17 protein-coding genes are annotated in these 15630 nt (G+C 64.8%); 7 read left to right on the top strand and 10 right to left on the bottom strand.

Translation table 11 applies throughout. The features are described from left to right. Nucleotides 1-5: 5 nt before the first annotated feature. Complete coding sequence (locus ACZ9GA_RS12290; protein ID WP_457362415.1) at nucleotides 6-533, bottom strand: RrF2 family transcriptional regulator; 528 nt, start codon at nucleotides 531-533, stop codon at nucleotides 6-8. Nucleotides 534-697: 164 nt separating this feature from the next. On the opposite strand from ACZ9GA_RS12290, the gene ACZ9GA_RS12285 reads away from it, so the two are divergent. Then, on the top strand, nucleotides 698-1900 hold the full coding sequence (locus tag ACZ9GA_RS12285) for an NAD(P)/FAD-dependent oxidoreductase (protein ID WP_457362416.1): 1203 nt from the start codon (nucleotides 698-700) through the stop codon (nucleotides 1898-1900). Between the two features lie 19 nt (nucleotides 1901-1919). On the opposite strand, the gene ACZ9GA_RS12280 is transcribed toward ACZ9GA_RS12285, so the two are convergent. Next, nucleotides 1920-2708 (bottom strand): nucleotidyltransferase domain-containing protein, encoded by a 789-nt coding sequence (locus ACZ9GA_RS12280; protein WP_457362417.1) that lies wholly within the window; start codon nucleotides 2706-2708, stop codon nucleotides 1920-1922. Nucleotides 2709-2868: 160 nt separating this feature from the next. On the opposite strand from ACZ9GA_RS12280, the gene ACZ9GA_RS12275 reads away from it, so the two are divergent. The 3 genes from ACZ9GA_RS12275 (at nucleotide 2869) to ACZ9GA_RS12265 (ending at nucleotide 6257) form a co-directional block, all read left to right on the top strand. After that, a complete protein-coding gene (locus ACZ9GA_RS12275; protein WP_457362418.1) occupies nucleotides 2869-3282 on the top strand; it encodes a hypothetical protein in 414 nt (137 codons plus the stop codon). A gap of 375 nt (nucleotides 3283-3657) precedes the next feature. Beyond that, complete coding sequence (locus tag ACZ9GA_RS12270; RefSeq protein WP_457362419.1) at nucleotides 3658-4623, top strand: ATP-binding protein; 966 nt, start codon at nucleotides 3658-3660, stop codon at nucleotides 4621-4623. A gap of 203 nt (nucleotides 4624-4826) precedes the next feature. Next, nucleotides 4827-6257: an NAD-dependent succinate-semialdehyde dehydrogenase gene (locus ACZ9GA_RS12265; RefSeq protein WP_457362420.1), complete on the top strand. Its 1431-nt coding sequence runs from the start codon at nucleotides 4827-4829 to the stop codon at nucleotides 6255-6257. Between the two features lie 39 nt (nucleotides 6258-6296). On the opposite strand, the gene modC is transcribed toward ACZ9GA_RS12265, so the two are convergent. Genes modC through modA form a run of 3 tightly spaced genes read right to left on the bottom strand, consistent with a single transcriptional unit; the run spans nucleotide 6297 to nucleotide 8824 of the window. After that, a complete protein-coding gene (gene modC, locus ACZ9GA_RS12260) occupies nucleotides 6297-7385 on the bottom strand; it encodes a molybdenum ABC transporter ATP-binding protein (protein ID WP_457362421.1) in 1089 nt (362 codons plus the stop codon). Between the two features lie 3 nt (nucleotides 7386-7388). Next, nucleotides 7389-8069 carry a molybdate ABC transporter permease subunit gene (modB, locus tag ACZ9GA_RS12255; RefSeq protein WP_457362422.1) on the bottom strand — a complete coding sequence of 227 codons (681 nt, stop codon included), beginning with the start codon at nucleotides 8067-8069 and terminating at the stop codon, nucleotides 7389-7391. Then, nucleotides 8069-8824 (bottom strand): molybdate ABC transporter substrate-binding protein, encoded by a 756-nt coding sequence (gene modA / locus ACZ9GA_RS12250; protein ID WP_457362423.1) that lies wholly within the window; start codon nucleotides 8822-8824, stop codon nucleotides 8069-8071. Before modA ends, modB begins: the two co-directional genes overlap by 1 nt. Before the next feature lie 240 nt (nucleotides 8825-9064). On the opposite strand from modA, the gene acuR reads away from it, so the two are divergent. Then, a complete protein-coding gene (gene acuR, locus ACZ9GA_RS12245) occupies nucleotides 9065-9712 on the top strand; it encodes an acrylate utilization transcriptional regulator AcuR (protein WP_457362424.1) in 648 nt (215 codons plus the stop codon). Between the two features lie 72 nt (nucleotides 9713-9784). Further along, nucleotides 9785-10768 carry an acrylyl-CoA reductase (NADPH) gene (gene acuI, locus ACZ9GA_RS12240; protein ID WP_457362425.1) on the top strand — a complete coding sequence of 328 codons (984 nt, stop codon included), beginning with the start codon at nucleotides 9785-9787 and terminating at the stop codon, nucleotides 10766-10768. Nucleotides 10769-10771: 3 nt separating this feature from the next. Here acuI and ACZ9GA_RS12235 read toward each other — a convergent pair whose 3' ends face one another. The 4 genes from ACZ9GA_RS12235 to ACZ9GA_RS12220 all read right to left on the bottom strand — a co-directional run bounded on the left by ACZ9GA_RS12235 (nucleotide 10772) and on the right by ACZ9GA_RS12220 (nucleotide 13904). Then, on the bottom strand, nucleotides 10772-10987 hold the full coding sequence (locus ACZ9GA_RS12235) for a hypothetical protein (RefSeq protein WP_455921078.1): 216 nt from the start codon (nucleotides 10985-10987) through the stop codon (nucleotides 10772-10774). Between the two features lie 83 nt (nucleotides 10988-11070). Further along, nucleotides 11071-11511 (bottom strand): CBS domain-containing protein, encoded by a 441-nt coding sequence (locus ACZ9GA_RS12230; protein WP_457362426.1) that lies wholly within the window; start codon nucleotides 11509-11511, stop codon nucleotides 11071-11073. Nucleotides 11512-11755: 244 nt separating this feature from the next. Further along, nucleotides 11756-12607 (bottom strand): 3-hydroxybutyryl-CoA dehydrogenase, encoded by an 852-nt coding sequence (locus tag ACZ9GA_RS12225; RefSeq protein WP_457362427.1) that lies wholly within the window; start codon nucleotides 12605-12607, stop codon nucleotides 11756-11758. A gap of 115 nt (nucleotides 12608-12722) precedes the next feature. Beyond that, nucleotides 12723-13904, bottom strand: coding sequence for an acetyl-CoA C-acyltransferase family protein (locus tag ACZ9GA_RS12220; RefSeq protein ID WP_457362428.1), 1182 nt, complete (start codon nucleotides 13902-13904; stop codon nucleotides 12723-12725). Between the two features lie 171 nt (nucleotides 13905-14075). Between ACZ9GA_RS12220 and ACZ9GA_RS12215 the strand changes: the two genes are divergently transcribed. Further along, a complete protein-coding gene (locus ACZ9GA_RS12215; protein WP_457362429.1) occupies nucleotides 14076-15035 on the top strand; it encodes an AraC family transcriptional regulator in 960 nt (319 codons plus the stop codon). A gap of 97 nt (nucleotides 15036-15132) precedes the next feature. On the opposite strand, the gene ACZ9GA_RS12210 is transcribed toward ACZ9GA_RS12215, so the two are convergent. Further along, nucleotides 15133-15573, bottom strand: coding sequence for a carboxymuconolactone decarboxylase family protein (locus tag ACZ9GA_RS12210; RefSeq protein ID WP_457362430.1), 441 nt, complete (start codon nucleotides 15571-15573; stop codon nucleotides 15133-15135). Nucleotides 15574-15630 lie beyond the last annotated feature (57 nt).

Here is a 15630-nt window from a genome sequence, read left to right as displayed (position 1 = left end):
AGCGGCTACAGGGTAACTGCCTGAATCTTGCGATCCCGCCGCCCATCGATCCACTCATCCACCTGCCCGCCAAACTCGGCCGGCGCCTTACGCGACACCCGCCGGGCCAAATCCAGGATGGTCTGCTGCGCCAGTGCCTCTTCCATGCGCTGCTGCGCCGTCTGCATGGCCCCGTGCACGGCGCACGGCCCATCCAGCGCCCACGTGGGCGGGCTGCCATCAAACAGCGCGCAGCGCCCGCGAATCTCGCGGCAATCAAAAATCGACTTGCGCCCATCGATGGCATTCACCACGTCCAGCAGGCTGATCTCATCCGCCGGCCGCGCCAGGCGAAAACCGCCGCGCACTCCCTCGGTGGCCGCCACCAGCTTGGCCTTGGCCAGCTTGGTGAAGATCTTCGCCAGGTAATCCTGCGGCACGCCTTGCAGCTCGGCCAGATCACGCACGCTGGCCTCGCGGCTGTCACCACCGGCACCCACCAGGAAAATCAGGCAATGAATGCCGTATTCAACGCCCGCGCTGTAGAGCGACATGGGGCTATCTCCGACTGAACAAGTCGCCATTCTAGCAACGTGGATGGCCACCAGCAACGCAGCCTGTCCGATGAGCGGGGGATTGCCAAATTAAACTACGATCAATATAGTCGTAGTTATCGAGGCGCAGCACAGGCGCCTCACTTGCCCATCGGGAGCGCAACATGCAACAGCACATTCTTATCCTTGGCGCCGGTTTCGGCGGTGTATGGACCGCCCTGGGTGCTACGCGCCTGTTCAACCAGCATGGCCACCACGACACCCGCGTCAGCCTGCTGGCGCCGCAGCCGGAACTGCGTATTCGCCCACGTTTCTATGAGCCCAACGCGCACCGCCTGGCAGCGCCGGTCGGCGAATTGCTGTACGCCGTGGGCGTTGAGTTCATTCAGGGTGCTGCGCAATCCATCGACGTAGCGCACAAACTGGTGCGTTACACTGACGCCCACGGCGCCAACCAGGTGTGCAGCTACGACAAGCTGGTACTGGCCACCGGCAGCGGCCTGGCACTGCCCAACACCCCAGGCGTGACCGAGCATGCCTTTGACGTGGACCAGATCGAGCAGGCCATGCGCCTGGAGGCCCACCTCAAAGCCCTGGCCAGCCAGCCAGAGAGCCGCGCACGCAATACCGTGGTGGTCGCCGGCGGCGGCTTCACCGGCATCGAGACAGCAACGGAAATGCCAGCGCGCTTGCGCACCATCCTCGGCCAGCAGGCGGCGGTCGAAGTGATCATCGTTGACCGCGGCAGCAAAGTCGGTGGCGCCATGGGCGAACAGATCGCCGAGACCATCGCCCAGGCCAGCGACGCGCTGGGCGTGACCTGGAAACTGCAGGCCTCAGTCGTTTCAGTGGACGCCGGTGGCGTGACCCTGGACAGCGGCGAGCGCATCGAAGCCAGCACCGTCATCTGGACCACCGGCGTGCGCGCCCACGGCCTGACCACGCACATCCCGGGTGAGCGCGATGCCCTCGGCCGCCTGCACGTGGACGCCAACTTGAAAGTGCTTGGCCAGGACGACATCTACGCCACCGGCGACGTGGCCCACACGGCCAGCGACGACCTGGGCAACCACGCCCTGATGACCTGCCAGCACGCCATCATGCTGGGCCGCTTCAGCGGTCACAACGTGGCCGCCGATGTACTGGGCGTGGCGCCACTGCCGTACCGCCAGCCCAAGTACGTCACCTGCCTGGACCTGGGCGCGTGGGGCGCGGTGTACACCGAAGGCTGGGACCGCCAGGTGAAACTGGTGCGCGAAGAGGCCAAGGCCCTCAAGACACAGATCAACACCGTGTGGATCTACCCGCCGGCGGCTGACCGTGACGCGGCGTGGGCGGCAGCCGATCCGTTGATTCCGATTGCCTGAGTGCTGACAACGCAGGCTGTCAGCCCCAGGTTTCGGCCAGTACGGTGCGGAACAGGTCTGACAGCAGGGGCTCTATTTCCCGACGATCAGTGCGTGCCGGTTTCAGGTGCTCCAGGCGTTCCAGTTCGCGCTCAACGAACGCCTGAATCGGCGCAATCTGCGGCGACAGCCCCAGTTCCGGCGATACGCGCTTGACCGCCAGCAGGTCGTCGATGGCCTGCTGCAGTCCCGGCTCTTCGTCCACCAGCACCCGCAGGCGTTCGAACTCGATGGGGGCCGGCGCGTTGAACGCTTCCAGCCAACGCACCGACAACAGCGGCCGCAGCACATAGAAGTACTTCTTCAGCGGTACCAGGTCAGTCTTCAGGTAACCGCGGTAGTTGGTCTTGGCCATGCTGCGGTAGTGATAGATGCCGCTTTCCACCGAATAGACCTGCGGCAACAGTGCCTTGGCCCTGGCGTGGAAACTGCCGGCGTGTTCATACACCAGCGGCGACTGCACCCATTCCACAAAGCCGGGGTTTGACTTCCAGAACAGCCGCAGCGCCTTGCGCAAATCCCAGCCGTTGATGTCCATTTCATCGACGATGGGGTATTCGATCACATCGCGTTGCTCCTCCAGGCCCACCGACAGGTACCACTGCGGCGTGTTCACGTAGATGAAGCGGGCGTCGTAATCGCTGTTGGGCGAGGCAAACCCCCAGGCGCGGCTGCCTGACTCCACGGCCAGCAGTACTTTGACGGCATGCTCGTGCTCGGCGCTACGCAGGCGGGCACGGACTTCTTCCTGAACGGCATGGGCGATCATCAAACCAGACTCTTGAACAAAAGGCGGGTCAAGCTACCGCTACGTGACGCCGGTGTCTACCTGCCCCTGTGGCTGCAGGTTCTGACAGTATCGCGGCTTATGGGGGCGGTGGTCAGATGAACTCGGCCTACGTTCATTCACCCAGGCCGGGAGAGCATTCATGACCGATAAAACGCCGAAAAAATCAGGCGCCATCAACCCTGTGTTTGGGGGCATTGTCACGCTGGATGGCAATTTGAGCGGCGAGGGGCGCGTTGTGCTCACAGACATGAGGTTCGTCGAGGACGCAGATGCGCGGATCGATGTCTACCGTGACCCTGACGCGGGTGACTGGGATTTCAACGTCATCTTCCCTGCGCGTGAGGGCAGTTACGACTTTGCCGGCGGCGAGGCGCAGGGGTACCTCAAGCATCATTCGCAGGCGGTGAAGCAGCAGTTCAGCTCGGGCACCTTGCAGGTGAAGGCCTATGACAGCGCAGGTGACCTTTATTGCGAACTGATCAACGTGGGGGCTGTGGCGGATCCCGGCTTTTTGATCACTCAGGGTTATATCGAGTTCAAACAGCCCGTCTAATCTGTTGCTGGCGGGTGCGTCGGCTCCTACGCTGTTTGCGGTAGGCGCTGGCCTTGGCCGCGATGCAGGCGACGCGGTTTTTCAGGGCCACGGCGGCGATGCCATCGCGAGCAAGCTTTGCTCCCACAGTGCCAGGCCTTGCACCGGTGGTTGGCTTGACACTGTGGGAGCAAAGCTTGCTCGCGAGAGGCCGGTCCAGGTTGCCCACAAGCATAGAATCTCCCACAGTGCAAAGCATCCGCACAGATGCTCGGCTCAACGCGCCCTCAGTCTGTCCTGCATTCGAGGAAGCCCTAGAAATGCAGGACAACACCTTGCGCCAGATGGCCGTGCTGTTCGAGCGCCAGGGCATGACCCTGGGCTATCCCGCCCCTGGTGCGCACCCTGGCGGATGGGCAGCGCATCGTGGTCGCCCAGGAAACCGGCGGACGTGATCGCGACGCGCGCGAAAGTGCCTGGCGTGGCGTGCTGCCATTCCTGATCCTGTTTCCGGTGCTGTTGATCGTTGTGGCCGACCTGGTGCGCAAAATGTTTCGCCCCATCGCAACGCTGGCGGCCGAGGTCGAGCAGCGCGACGAGCGCCAGTTGCACCCCATTGACGAGGGGCATCTGCCGGTGGAGATCCGCGCGTTCGGGGTGGCGATCAATGGCTTGCTGGCCCGTGTCGCCCAAGCCATGGAAGAACAACAACGCTTTGTGGCCGACGCTGCCCATGAACTGCGTTCACCCTTGACCGCCTTGTCGCTGCAAGGCGAGCGCCTTGCGGCCGCGGCCCTGTCAGATGAGGCGCGCACTCGCCTGCTGACGCTGCAGCGGGGCATCGAGCGCGGCAAACAGGTGGTCGAGCAACTGTTGTCCCTGGCGCGTGCGCAGGCCGATGCCGGGCCTTCGACGTCCACGACCTCGGTGCACCAGGTCTACCGGCAAGTACTTGAAGACTTGCTGCCGCTGGCGGCCCGCAAGGGCATCGACCTGGGCGTGGAGCCGGGGCCTGATGTGGCCGTGGCGATCAGTGCGGTGGACCTGCATGTGATGATCAGAAACCTGGTCGATAACGCGATCCGCTTTACGCCGCACGAAGGCCGCGTAGACCTTGGGCTGACGGTGGAGCAGGGTGGGGTGCGGCTGTGGGTGCGTGACAACGGGCCCGGCATTGCGCCGCAGGATCGCGAGCGAGTGTTCGACCCGTTCTATCGCAGCCTGGGCAGTGACGAGGTGGGGTCCGGATTGGGCTTGTCGATTGTGCGGGCCATTGCCGTGCGCAATGGCATGGAGGTCAGTTTGGAACCCGCTGACCCAAGCAGCGGGCGCGGTGTGCTCGCCTCGATAGAGGCAGCCTGAGCAGCATCTTGGACGACACCGTCCTGTAGCAGCGGCCGTCAGGTCGCGTCACGGACGCCGCGCACTGGCTGGCACACCGCGTCGCCTGTGACGCAGCCTTCGGCAGCTGCTACAAGACCAGCGGCGGGTCAGTATTGACGGTTGCTGGGATGGGCCTCGGGCGTTAGGGTAGAGACATCCATCCAAGTGAACGGGAGACGCGTATGTATCCGCAGGTGCAGTTGTATATCAACGGTCAATGGCAGGACGCCGCCGACGGGCGCAGCATTCCAGTCATCAACCCCGCCAACGGCGAAACCATCGGCAGCGTCGCCCACGCTGATATCGCCGACCTGGACAAGGCCCTGGCCGCCGCCCAGCAGGGCTTCGACACTTGGCGCAAGGTCAGCGCGTTCGATCGCTACAAAATCATGCGCAAGGCCGCCGAACTGGTGCGCGAGCGCGCCGACAGCATCGCCACGCTGATGACCCTGGAACAGGGCAAACCGGTGGCTGAAGCCCGCGCCGAAACCCTGGCTGCCGCCGATATGATCGACTGGCTGGCCGAAGAGGGCCGCCGTAGCTACGGCCGCATCGTGCCGTCGCGCGCCCAGGGCATCGAGCAACGGGTGATCAGCGAGCCCGTGGGCCCGGTTGCCGCGTTCACACCGTGGAACTTCCCGATCAACCAGGTGGTGCGCAAGCTGTCGTCGGCCTTGGCCGCTGGCTGCTCGATCATCGTCAAGGCCCCGGAAGAAACCCCGGCATCGCCCGCCGAACTGATCCGCGCCTTTGCCGACGCCGGAGTACCCGCTGGCGTGATCGGCCTGGTGTATGGCGTGCCTGCCGATATCTCCGGCTACCTGATTCCGCATCCGGTGATCCGCAAAGTCACCTTTACGGGCTCCACGCCGGTGGGCAAGCAACTGGCCGCCATGGCCGGCCTGCACATGAAGCCGGCCACCATGGAGCTGGGCGGTCACGCTCCGGCCATCGTCTTTGCTGACGCTGACGTTGAAAAGGCTGTGCAGGCACTGGTGGCGTCCAAGTTCCGCAACGCAGGCCAGGTGTGCGTGTCGCCGACGCGCTTCCTGGTGCAGCGTGAAGTGTTCGAAACCTTCCTGACCCGCTTCGTCGAGCTGGCCGGCAAGGTCAAGGTCGGTAACGGCCTGGAAGCCAGCACCACCATGGGCCCGCTGGCCAACGAGCGTCGCGCCCCGGCCTTGCAGGCACTGGTGGACGATGCCCGCAGCAAAGGCGCCACCGTGCACCTGGGCGGCGCGGCCATCGCCGGGCCTGGCTATTTCTTCGCGCCGACCGTGATCAGCGGCCTGAACACCAGCATGCGCCTGATGAACGAAGAACCGTTCGGGCCGGTGGCGCTGATCGTGCCGTTCGATACCGTGGATGACGCCATCGCTGAAGCCAACCGTCTGCCGTATGGCCTGGCGGCCTACGCCTTCACCAGCACGTCAAAAACCGCCCAGGCCCTGAGCGACCGGGTGGAGGCGGGCATGCTGTCGATCAACCACCTGGGCATCGGCCTGCCGGAAATCCCGTTTGGCGGGATCAAGGATTCGGGCCATGGCTCGGAGGGCGGCACCGAGGCTATCGAGGCTTACCTGGTGACCAAGCTGGTCACGCATCTGGGGTAATTGCCTGCGGGGGCGTCAACGCGGCGCCCCTGCATTCCTTCAGGCCAGCACGGCCACCGCCTTGATCTGCGCCCAGGCGCGGCTGCCCACTGTCAAACCCAACTGATCCCACGAGTAGCGCGTGATGCGCGCCAGCAACGTCGTGCCCGCCACGTCGAGGCTGACCAGCACGTGGGCGTTGTTATCAGCCACGCGCTGCCCGGTGACCGTCACCGGTAGGCGATTGAGGATGCTGCTCTGGCCGTGGTCGTCCAGGCTGAGGCTGACATCGCGGGCCTGCACCTTGACCCGCAACGCGCTGCCCACCGTCATGGGGGCATGGGCGACGCGCACCCGCAGGTCGCTGCCCGGCAAGCTCAGGCTGAGCAGTTGATAGGCCTCGTCGTAGTGCTCGACGCGCCCCTGGATCACCACCCCGGCGTCATCCCCCAACGCCAACGGCAGGTCCAGCCGCGCCAGGGTTTCGGTGACCGGTCCGCTGGCCTGCACGCGGCCCTGGTCCAGCAGCACCAGGTGATCGGCCAGGCGCGCCACTTCGTCCTGGGCGTGGCTGACGTAGACAATGGCGATGTCCAGTTCGTCGTGTAGACGCTCCAGGTACGGCAGGATCTCGGCCTTGCGCTGGCTGTCCAGCGCGGCCAGCGGTTCATCCATCAACAGCAGGCCGGGGCTGGTCAGCAGGGCGCGGGCAATACCGACGCGCTGGCGCTCGCCACCCGACAGTTTGCCGGGCATGCGCGTGAGCAAATGGCCGATGCCCAGCAACTCGCACGCCTGATGCAGATCGACCTGGCGTTGCGATGCCGGGATGCGTCGCCAGCCGTATTCCAGGTTGCGCTGCACGTTCAGGTGGGCAAACAGGCTGGCTTCCTGGAACACATAGCCCAACGGCCGCTGATGCGGGGGCAGGAACACACCGCGCTGACTGTCCTGCCAGACCTGGCCGTTAACCTCGATATAGGCCTGGTCCGCACGCTCAAGGCCGGCCAGGCAGCGCAGGCAGGTGGTCTTGCCCGAGCCGGACTGGCCGAACAGGGCGCTGACGCCGCGACCGGGCAGTTGCAGGTCAACGTCCAGGGTGAAATCGGCAAGGCGATGGCGGATGCGCGCCGCAATAGTCGTGGCCACGGGTCAACTCCAGCGGGCTTTGGCGTGGCCGCGGGCGTACAGGGCCAGCAACACCAGGAACGAGAAAATCAGCATGGCACCGGCCAGCCAGTGGGCCTGGCCGTATTCCATGGCTTCCACGTGGTCGTATATCTGCACCGAGACCACGCGGGTACGGTCAGGGATATTGCCGCCAATCATCAACACCACGCCGAATTCGCCCACGGTATGGGCAAACCCCAGGATGCTGGCGGTGACGAAACCGGGGCGGGCCAGGGGCACCACCACGCTGAAGAAGCAGTCCCAGGGGCTGGCACGCAGGGTGGCGGCCACTTCCAGCGGGCGGTCACCGATGGCGGTGAAGGCGTTCTGCAACGGCTGCACCACGAACGGCAGCGAATAGATGGCCGAGCCAATCACCAGTCCCACAAAACTGAAGGTCAGGGTGCCCAGGCCCAGCGCCTGAGTGGCGTGGCCGATGAAACCGGCGGGCCCCATGGCCAACAGCAGGTAAAAACCGATCACGGTAGGGGGCAGTACCAGCGGCAGCGCCACCACCGCCCCCACCGGCCCGCGCAGGCGCGAGCGGGTGCGGGCCAGCCACCAGGCGATCGGCGTGCCGATCACCAGCAGCAACAGGGTGGTGAGCGACGCCAGCTTGACCGTCAGCCAAATGGCCGACAGGTCGCTTGCGTCCAGCGGCATCAGAGTTCGTAGCCGTAGGACTTGATGATGGCGGCGGCTTTAGGTCCCTTGAGGTATTGCACCAGGGCCTTGGCGGCGGCGCTGTCCTTGCCTTTGTTGAGGATCACGGCGTCCTGCTTGATCGGGTCATGCAGGTTGGCCGGCACAATCCAGGCCGAGCCGCTGGTGACCTTGCCGTCCTTGAAAATCTGCGACAGGGCGACGAAGCCCAGCTCTGCGTTGCCGGTGGACACGAACTGGTAGGCCTGAGTGATGTTCTGGCCTTCGACGATCTTGGCTTTGGTGGCTTCAGTCAGTTTCAGTTTGTCCAGCACCTGGGTGGCGGCCAGCCCGTAGGGCGCGGCTTTCGGGTTGGCGATGGACAGGTGCTGGTACTGGTTGGCCTTGAGCACGTCCCCCTTGGCGTCGACGTAACCGTCCTTGGCCGACCACAACGCCAGGGTGCCGACGGCGTAGGTGAAGCGCGAGCCCTTGACGGTGTCGCCTTCGCTTTCAAGCTTGGCCGGGGTGGTGTCGTCGGCCGCCAGGAACACCTCGAACGGCGCGCCGTTCTTGATCTGCGTGTAGAACTGGCCGGTGGCGCCATACGCGGCGACCAGCTTGTGGCCGGTGTCGGCCTCAAAGTCCTTGGCAATCGCCTGGATCGGCGCGGTGAAGTTGGCGGCAACGGCCACTTGCACTTCATCGGCGTGGGCGTTGAAGGCCAACGCGGCGAACAGGCCGAGCAGGGCGAGGCGGGGGATAGCGACAGACATCGTGAAGCTCCTTTGCATAAATATTCTCGTTATGCAGCGGAATATATAGCGAAGCGCCATAACTGCCTACCCCCCGTTGCCCTGCCTGATCTACCGCGTTGCCAGCCATCGCGGCCAAGGCCGGCTCCTACCACGCACGGTGTAGGAGCCGACTTTAGTCGCGATGCAGACGACGCAGAATGTTCGGTGACACAAATCAACCAGTTGACAATTGAGACGGCCAGTCTAATATCCGTTGTCATGACTACGCCAACCCAAGCACCCGTCCCCCGCAGACCCGGCCGCCCTCCCAAGGTGCCTCGCGAGCATTACGACACCCGTGAGCTGCTGGTCCGTTGCGGTACCGAAATCCTTACTGAACAGGGCTTCAGCGCCACCGGCATCGACATGATTCTCAAGCGTGTCGGGGTGCCCAAGGGCTCGTTCTATCACTACTTCGCCAGCAAGGACGCCTTCGGCCGGGCCTTGCTCGACAACTACGCGCAGTACTTTGCCCGCAAGCTGGACCACTGGCTGCTGGACGAGTCCATCGCGCCGCTGGAGCGCCTGCTGGGCTTTGTCGAGGACGCGCAGACCGGCATGGCCAAACACGATTACCGCCGTGGCTGCCTGGTGGGCAACCTGGGGCAGGAAATTTCCGTGCTGCCTGAAGGCTACCGCGAGGCCATCGAAGCGATTTTCGCCGACTGGCAGCAGCGTTTGAGCACCTGCCTGAAGGCCGCCCAGGCGGCGGGCGACCTGCCCAAGGACGCCGATTGCGACGAGCTGGCCGCGTTTTTCTGGACTGGCTGGGAAGGCGCGGTACTGCGTGCACGGCTGCTGCGCGATGCGCAACCCATGCGCACCTTCGTCAGTGGTTTCCTGCGCTCGGCATTCTTCCAGATCTGATCCACTGCAAGCCGGCACCGCCGGCTTTTTCAACTCTATTTAAAGACATTCGGTCTAAACAAGGAGAGCAGCATGTTCAACGCCATTGTGATCGACAAGGACGAGCAGGGGCAGCGCGCCGCAGTACAGGTGCTGGACGAGTCGCAACTGCCGGCCGGTAATGTGACCATTGATGTGGCCTACAGCACCCTGAACTACAAGGACGGCCTGGCCATTACCGGCAAGGGGCCGGTGGTGCGCAGCTTTCCCATGGTGCCGGGCATTGACCTGGCGGGCACGGTGCACAGCAGCGAACACCCGGATTTCAAGGCGGGCGATGCGGTGCTGCTCAATGGCTGGGGCGTGGGCGAGGGGCACTGGGGCGGCCTGGCGCAGAAAGCGCGGCTCAATGGCGACTGGTTGATCCCGCTGCCAAAGGGTTTTACCGCGGCCGAAGCGATGGCCATCGGCACGGCCGGCTACACCGCCATGCTGTGCGTTATCGCGCTGGAGCGACACGGTGTTACCCCGGACCAGGGGGAAGTGTTGGTGACCGGCGCCAATGGCGGCGTCGGCAGTTTCGCCATCGCGCTGCTGGCCAAGCTGGGTTACCACGTGGTGGCGTCCACGGGCCGCAGCAGCGAGCACGATTACCTGAAACGCCTGGGCGCGCGCGACATCATCGACCGTGAAAGCCTGTCGGCACCCGGCAAGCCGCTGGGCAAGGAACGCTGGGCCGGCGCGGTGGATTCGGTAGGCAGCCACACCTTGGCCAATGTCTGCGCCACCACCCGTTATCACGGCGCGGTAGCCGCCTGCGGCCTGGCTCAGGGCATGGATTTCCCCGGCTCGGTGGCGCCGTTCATCCTGCGTGGGGTGTCATTGCTGGGCATCGACAGCGTCAAGCGGCCCAAGGCCGACCGCGTCGAAGCCTGGGACCGCCTGGCCCGTGATCTGGACCGCGACCTGCTGGTCGTGATCAGCCAGGAAGTGGGTTTGAGCCAGGCGGTCCAAATGGCCGATCAGTTGATGACCGGCAGCGTGCGCGGGCGTGTCGTGGTGGACGTCAACCGCTGAGGGTCAGCGCTTGCCCATCGAACGGCGGGTGCCGTTGGGCGCGCGGCCTGGGGTCTTGTCGTGGTTGGACTTGCCGGCGCCGGGGTAGGTGGCGGCTTTTTTCGCGGCGGCGAAGGCGCCGGGCTTGAACGGGAAACTGAAGGAAGGCACGGCCGGCTGGCTGTCGCTGCCGGTTTCTTCGGGCTGGGCGTCGGCAGGTGCGTGTTGATCGACAGTCATGTGGGGTGCTCCGGGCATGCAAGGTAGTGTCCGGGGCCGTCCCCGGGGGCGCGCAGTATACCTGCACGGCCCCGGACGCGCGCCTACTCGCCGCGAATATATTGCTCCAGCTGGCGGATCAGGTCGGCCTGCTCGGCAATGGCCTGCTTGACCAGGTCGCCGATGGACAACAGGCCGATCAATTGCTCGTCTTCCACCACAGGAAGGTGGCGCAAGTGGCCGTCGGTCATCATGTTCATGCAGTCGTCGATGCTTTTGTGCGGGTCCACGGTGATCACCTTGGCGCTCATGATGTCGCGCACCGGCGTACCCACCGAGGAGCGCCCCAGCAGCACCACCTTGCGGGCGTAATCACGTTCACTGACGATCCCCACCACGGCGCCATCCTGCACCACCGGCAGGGCGCCGACGTTTTTCTCGGCCATCAGGCGCAGCGCGTCCACCACCATCTGGTCGGGGCCGATGGTGTGCACTTGCTGGTTGTGCTGTGCCTTGAGCTTGAGCAATTCTGCAACGGTCTTCATACACGGCCTCTGCGGTTTTTTCTGGTTATTCATTTAGCGTAGCAGCGGCCGCGAGGCCGCGTTACAGGCGCCGCGCAATGTGTGACACGCCGCATTGGCCGTGACGCAGCCTGCGGCAGCTGCTACGGGTCCGCGGCGTCTGCATCGCGGCCAAGGCCGGCTCCTACCACGGACGGGGTAGGAGCTGACTTTAGTCGCGATGCGGGCGACGCGGTCTCAATGCCGGCGGCTGCGGCTGAGGCCGTCAGGTGTAGGAATGAAACCCCCGCCCAGCCTTGCGCCCCAGGTAACCGGCCGCGACCATCTCGCGCAACAGCGGCGCGGCGCGGTACTTGCTGTCGCCAAACCCTTCCAGAAACGCGTCCATGATCGCCAGCAAGGTGTCCAGCCCGATCAGGTCAGCCAGGGCCAGCGGCCCGATCGGCTGGTTGCAGCCCAGGCGCATGCCGGTGTCGATGTCCTCGGCGCTGGCCAGGCCTTCCTGCAACACCAGGATGGCCTCGTTGATCATCGGTACCAGAATGCGGTTGACCACGAATCCCGGGCGGTTGCCCGCATTGATGGCGGTCTTGCCCAGACGCCCGCTGACCTCCAGCGCCAGGGCGTGGGTGGCGTCGCTGGTCTGCAGGCCGCGGATCACTTCGACCAGGGCCATCATCGGTACCGGGTTGAAGAAGTGCAGGCCGATGAACCGGTCCGGGGCGCAGACGCTGGCGGCCAGTTGGGTGATGGACAGCGACGAGGTGTTGGAGGCGATGACGCAGGTGTCGCTGACGTGGTCGGCGATCTGCTTGAGGATCTTCAGTTTCAGGCCCAGGTTCTCGGTGGCCGCCTCGATCACCAGCTGCGCGTCGGCCAGGCGGGCGTAGTCGGTGCTGGTGGTGATCTGGCCCACGGCCTGGTCAGCCTGGGCCTGGGTCAGCGTCTCTTTGCTGACCTGGCGTTGCAGGTTCTTGTTCAGGGTGGCCAGGCCCTTGTCCAGGGCGGCGTCGCTGATGTCCACCAGGATGACTTGGTAGCCCGACAGCGCGCACACCTGCGCGATGCCGTTGCCCATGGTGCCGGCGCCGATGACGGCGATACGTTGCAATTGCATAGTTCAATCCTCGATATGTAGCCGCTGCCGGCAGGCTGCGCTGGCCCTGTATTTCGCTGAAAATCTTCAGGGCTTACACGGGCCAGCGCAGCCTGCCGGCAGCGGCTACGGGTGATCAGACGCGTTCGAACAACACGGCAATGCCTTGGCCGCCGCCGATGCACATGGTGGCCAGGCCGTAACGGCCCTGAGTGCGCTGCAGCTCATGGATGGCCTTGGTTGCGATGATGGCGCCGGTAGCGCCTACCGGGTGACCCAAGGAGATGCCCGAACCATTGGGGTTGACCTTGGCCGGGTCGAAATCCAGCTCCCGGGCCACGGCGCAGGCTTGTGCGGCGAAAGCTTCGTTGGACTCGATCACGTCCAGGTCCTGCACCCGCAGGCCGGCTTTGGTCAGTACTTGGCGGGTGGCGGGGATCGGCCCCAGGCCCATCAGCGCCGGCTCGACGCCACCATGGCCGTAGCCCACCAGGCGTGCCAGCGGGGTGAGGTTGTGCGCGCGCACGGTTTCGGCCGTGGCCAGCACCAGGGCGGCGGCACCGTCATTGAGGCTGGAGGCGTTGCCGGCGGTGACGCTGCCGTCCTTCTTGAACGCCGGCTTCATTTTCGCCAGTTGCTCGGCGTCCACGGCGCGCACGTTCTCGTCCTCGGCAAAACTGACGACGCCTTTGCGCGTGGCAATCTCAATGGGCACGATCTGCGAGGCAAAGCGGCCCTCGGCGATGGCGCGGGCGGCGCGCTGCTGGCTGACCAGCGCCAGGTCATCCTGCATCTGGCGGGTGATGCCGAATTTTTCCGCGATATTTTCCGCCGTGATACCCATGTGAATGCCGGCGAACGGGTCGTGCAGCACGCCCAGCATGTAATCCAGCGCCTGAATATCCCCCATGCGCGCGCCCCAGCGGGCTTGCGGCAGCAGGTAGGGGCCACGGCTCATGGACTCCACGCCACCGGCCAGCACGGCGCCGGCGTCACCCAGCAACAGGCTCTGCGCCGCCGACACGATGGCTTGCAGGCCCGAGCCGCACAGGCGGTTGACGTTGAACGCCGGGGTTTCCTGGGGGATGCCGGCGTTGATGGCGGCCACGCGCGACACGTAGGCGTCACGGGGTTCGGTGGGGATCACGGTGCCGAATACCACGTGGCCGATGTGCTCGGGGGCCAGTGCCGAGCGTTGCAGGGCGGCCACGGCCAGGTCGGTGGCCAATTGGGTGGGCGGCACGTCCTTGAGCGAGCCGCCAAAACTGCCGATGGCCGAGCGCACGGCGCTGACGACGAAAATTTCCGGGGTGTGCATGAAAGTCTCCTGCCTTGGCGTGTAATCTCTGCAAGTCTAGGCGCCCGGGCGGGCCGGGCCTATGCCGAAACTGCCCGGTCGTCCTGTCATTTTTTGCCACTGTTTGCCGTGGGGAGTGTTGTTGCGGTGCTTCGTGAAACCGATTCGGTCGCGGCTTATTTTGTTGATTCCATGCTGCATGCGTTGCGCGATCAGCCCCAGCGGCGGGCCGAGGTATTGGCCGAGGCGGGCATCGACAGCCGCCTGCTGGATAACAGTCATGCACGGGTGCCGGCCAGTGCCTTTGCGGCGTTGTGGCTGATTCAGATCCGCAATCTGCACGACGAATTCTTTCGTTTGGACAGCCACGGCATGCCGCCTGGCAGCTTCGCACTGATCTGTCGCGGGCTAATCCAGGAGCCCACGCTGGGCAAGGCCATGCGCCAGTGCCTGGGCAACTTCGGCCTGTTCCTGCGCGATATTCGCGGCAGCCTGAGTGTGCGCGGCACACGGGCCTTGATCACCCTGGCCTACAGCGGCGACACCGAGCGGCGCGGGTATGCCGAGGAGACCTTCGCCGTGCTGATGGTCAGCCTGTTGTGCTGGCTGGGCGGGCGGCGCATCAGCCTGGACCGCGTGGACTTTCATCACCGGCGGCCGGCGCTGGAGGACGACCCACTGCTGTGGGGCCCAAACCTGAATTTTGGCGCCGCCCAGACCGAAATCGAATTCGCCGCCAGTGTGCTGGCCCTGCCGATGGTGCAAGATTTGGCCGGGCTCAAGCAGTTTCTGCGCACGGCGCCGCAGTGGTTGATGATTCGCTACCGCAACCCACAGGGGCTGGTGGCGCAGGTGCATCGGCGCTTGCGGGGCAGTCAGTACGGGGAATGGCCGACGCTGGTCAGCATGGCACAGGCGTGCGGGTTGTCGGCGACGCGCTTGCGGCGGCAACTGGAGCGTGAAGGGTGTTCGTATCAGCAGCTCAAGGATGAGGTGCGGCGGGGGATGGCGTGTGAGTGTTTGCGCAGTGCGGGCTTGAGCGTTGCCGATGTAGCGCAGCGCACCGGTTTTCAGGAGACCAGTGCGTTTCATCGGGCGTTCAAGAAGTGGACGGGGGAAAGCCCGGGGGCTTATCGGGCTCGGCATGTTTAGCTGCAGATGAACCGTGTCGCCTGCATCGCGGCCAAGGCCGGCTCCTACGCCGATCGTGGTAGGAGCCGGCCTTGGCCGCGATGCAGACGGCGCGATTTCAGCCCTGAGGCACCATCGCAAACCCCACCCCAAACCGGTTCCAGGCATTGATGGTGGCGATGGCCAGGGTCAGGTTCACCACTTCAACCTCGCTGAAATGCTCGAGCAGCGCCTCATACTGATCCTGCGGCGCATGCTGGATCGACAACAGCGTCAGGCTCTCCACCCAGGCCAGCGCCGCACGCTCACGCGGGGTGAAGAACGGGGTTTCCTGCCAGACGGTGAGGGTTTGCAGCCGCGCTTCGGTCTCGCCAGCCTTGCGCGCATCGTTGGCGTGCATGTTCACGCAGTAGGCGCAGCCGTTAAGCTGCGAGGCGCGCAGGCGTACCAGCTCCAGCAGGGAGTTTTCGAGGCCAGACTTGCCCAGGGCCATTTCCAGTCCGACCATGGCTTTGTAGGCGTCGGGTGCTTGTTTGGCCCATTCGATGCGATTGCTCATTTGCTTGGCTCCAGTGCAGAAGGTGTGTGGGTGCTACCTTAAGCCCGGGCTGCAAGG

Source organism: Pseudomonas sp. TE3644 (genome assembly GCF_056278815.1).
This window is presented reverse-complemented; position numbering and strand designations above follow the sequence as displayed.

Excerpts from the sequence above, each read along its gene's own strand:
- ACZ9GA_RS12210 (WP_457362430.1), bottom strand. The coding sequence starts at position 15,573 with ATGAGCAATCGCATCGAATGGGCCAAACAAGCACCCGACGCCTACAAA.
- ACZ9GA_RS12285 (WP_457362416.1), top strand. The coding sequence starts at position 698 with ATGCAACAGCACATTCTTATCCTTGGCGCCGGTTTCGGCGGTGTATGG.
- ACZ9GA_RS12230 (WP_457362426.1), bottom strand. The coding sequence starts at position 11,511 with ATGAAGACCGTTGCAGAATTGCTCAAGCTCAAGGCACAGCACAACCAG.
- ACZ9GA_RS12290 (WP_457362415.1), bottom strand. The coding sequence starts at position 533 with ATGTCGCTCTACAGCGCGGGCGTTGAATACGGCATTCATTGCCTGATT.
- ACZ9GA_RS12225 (WP_457362427.1), bottom strand. The coding sequence starts at position 12,607 with ATGCAATTGCAACGTATCGCCGTCATCGGCGCCGGCACCATGGGCAAC.
- ACZ9GA_RS12215 (WP_457362429.1), top strand. The coding sequence starts at position 14,076 with ATGCTGCATGCGTTGCGCGATCAGCCCCAGCGGCGGGCCGAGGTATTG.
- modB (WP_457362422.1), bottom strand. The coding sequence starts at position 8,069 with ATGCCGCTGGACGCAAGCGACCTGTCGGCCATTTGGCTGACGGTCAAG.
- ACZ9GA_RS12220 (WP_457362428.1), bottom strand. The coding sequence starts at position 13,904 with ATGCACACCCCGGAAATTTTCGTCGTCAGCGCCGTGCGCTCGGCCATC.
- ACZ9GA_RS12235 (WP_455921078.1), bottom strand. The coding sequence starts at position 10,987 with ATGACTGTCGATCAACACGCACCTGCCGACGCCCAGCCCGAAGAAACC.
- ACZ9GA_RS12280 (WP_457362417.1), bottom strand. The coding sequence starts at position 2,708 with ATGATCGCCCATGCCGTTCAGGAAGAAGTCCGTGCCCGCCTGCGTAGC.
- acuR (WP_457362424.1), top strand. The coding sequence starts at position 9,065 with ATGACTACGCCAACCCAAGCACCCGTCCCCCGCAGACCCGGCCGCCCT.
- modA (WP_457362423.1), bottom strand. The coding sequence starts at position 8,824 with ATGTCTGTCGCTATCCCCCGCCTCGCCCTGCTCGGCCTGTTCGCCGCG.
- ACZ9GA_RS12275 (WP_457362418.1), top strand. The coding sequence starts at position 2,869 with ATGACCGATAAAACGCCGAAAAAATCAGGCGCCATCAACCCTGTGTTT.
- ACZ9GA_RS12265 (WP_457362420.1), top strand. The coding sequence starts at position 4,827 with ATGTATCCGCAGGTGCAGTTGTATATCAACGGTCAATGGCAGGACGCC.
- acuI (WP_457362425.1), top strand. The coding sequence starts at position 9,785 with ATGTTCAACGCCATTGTGATCGACAAGGACGAGCAGGGGCAGCGCGCC.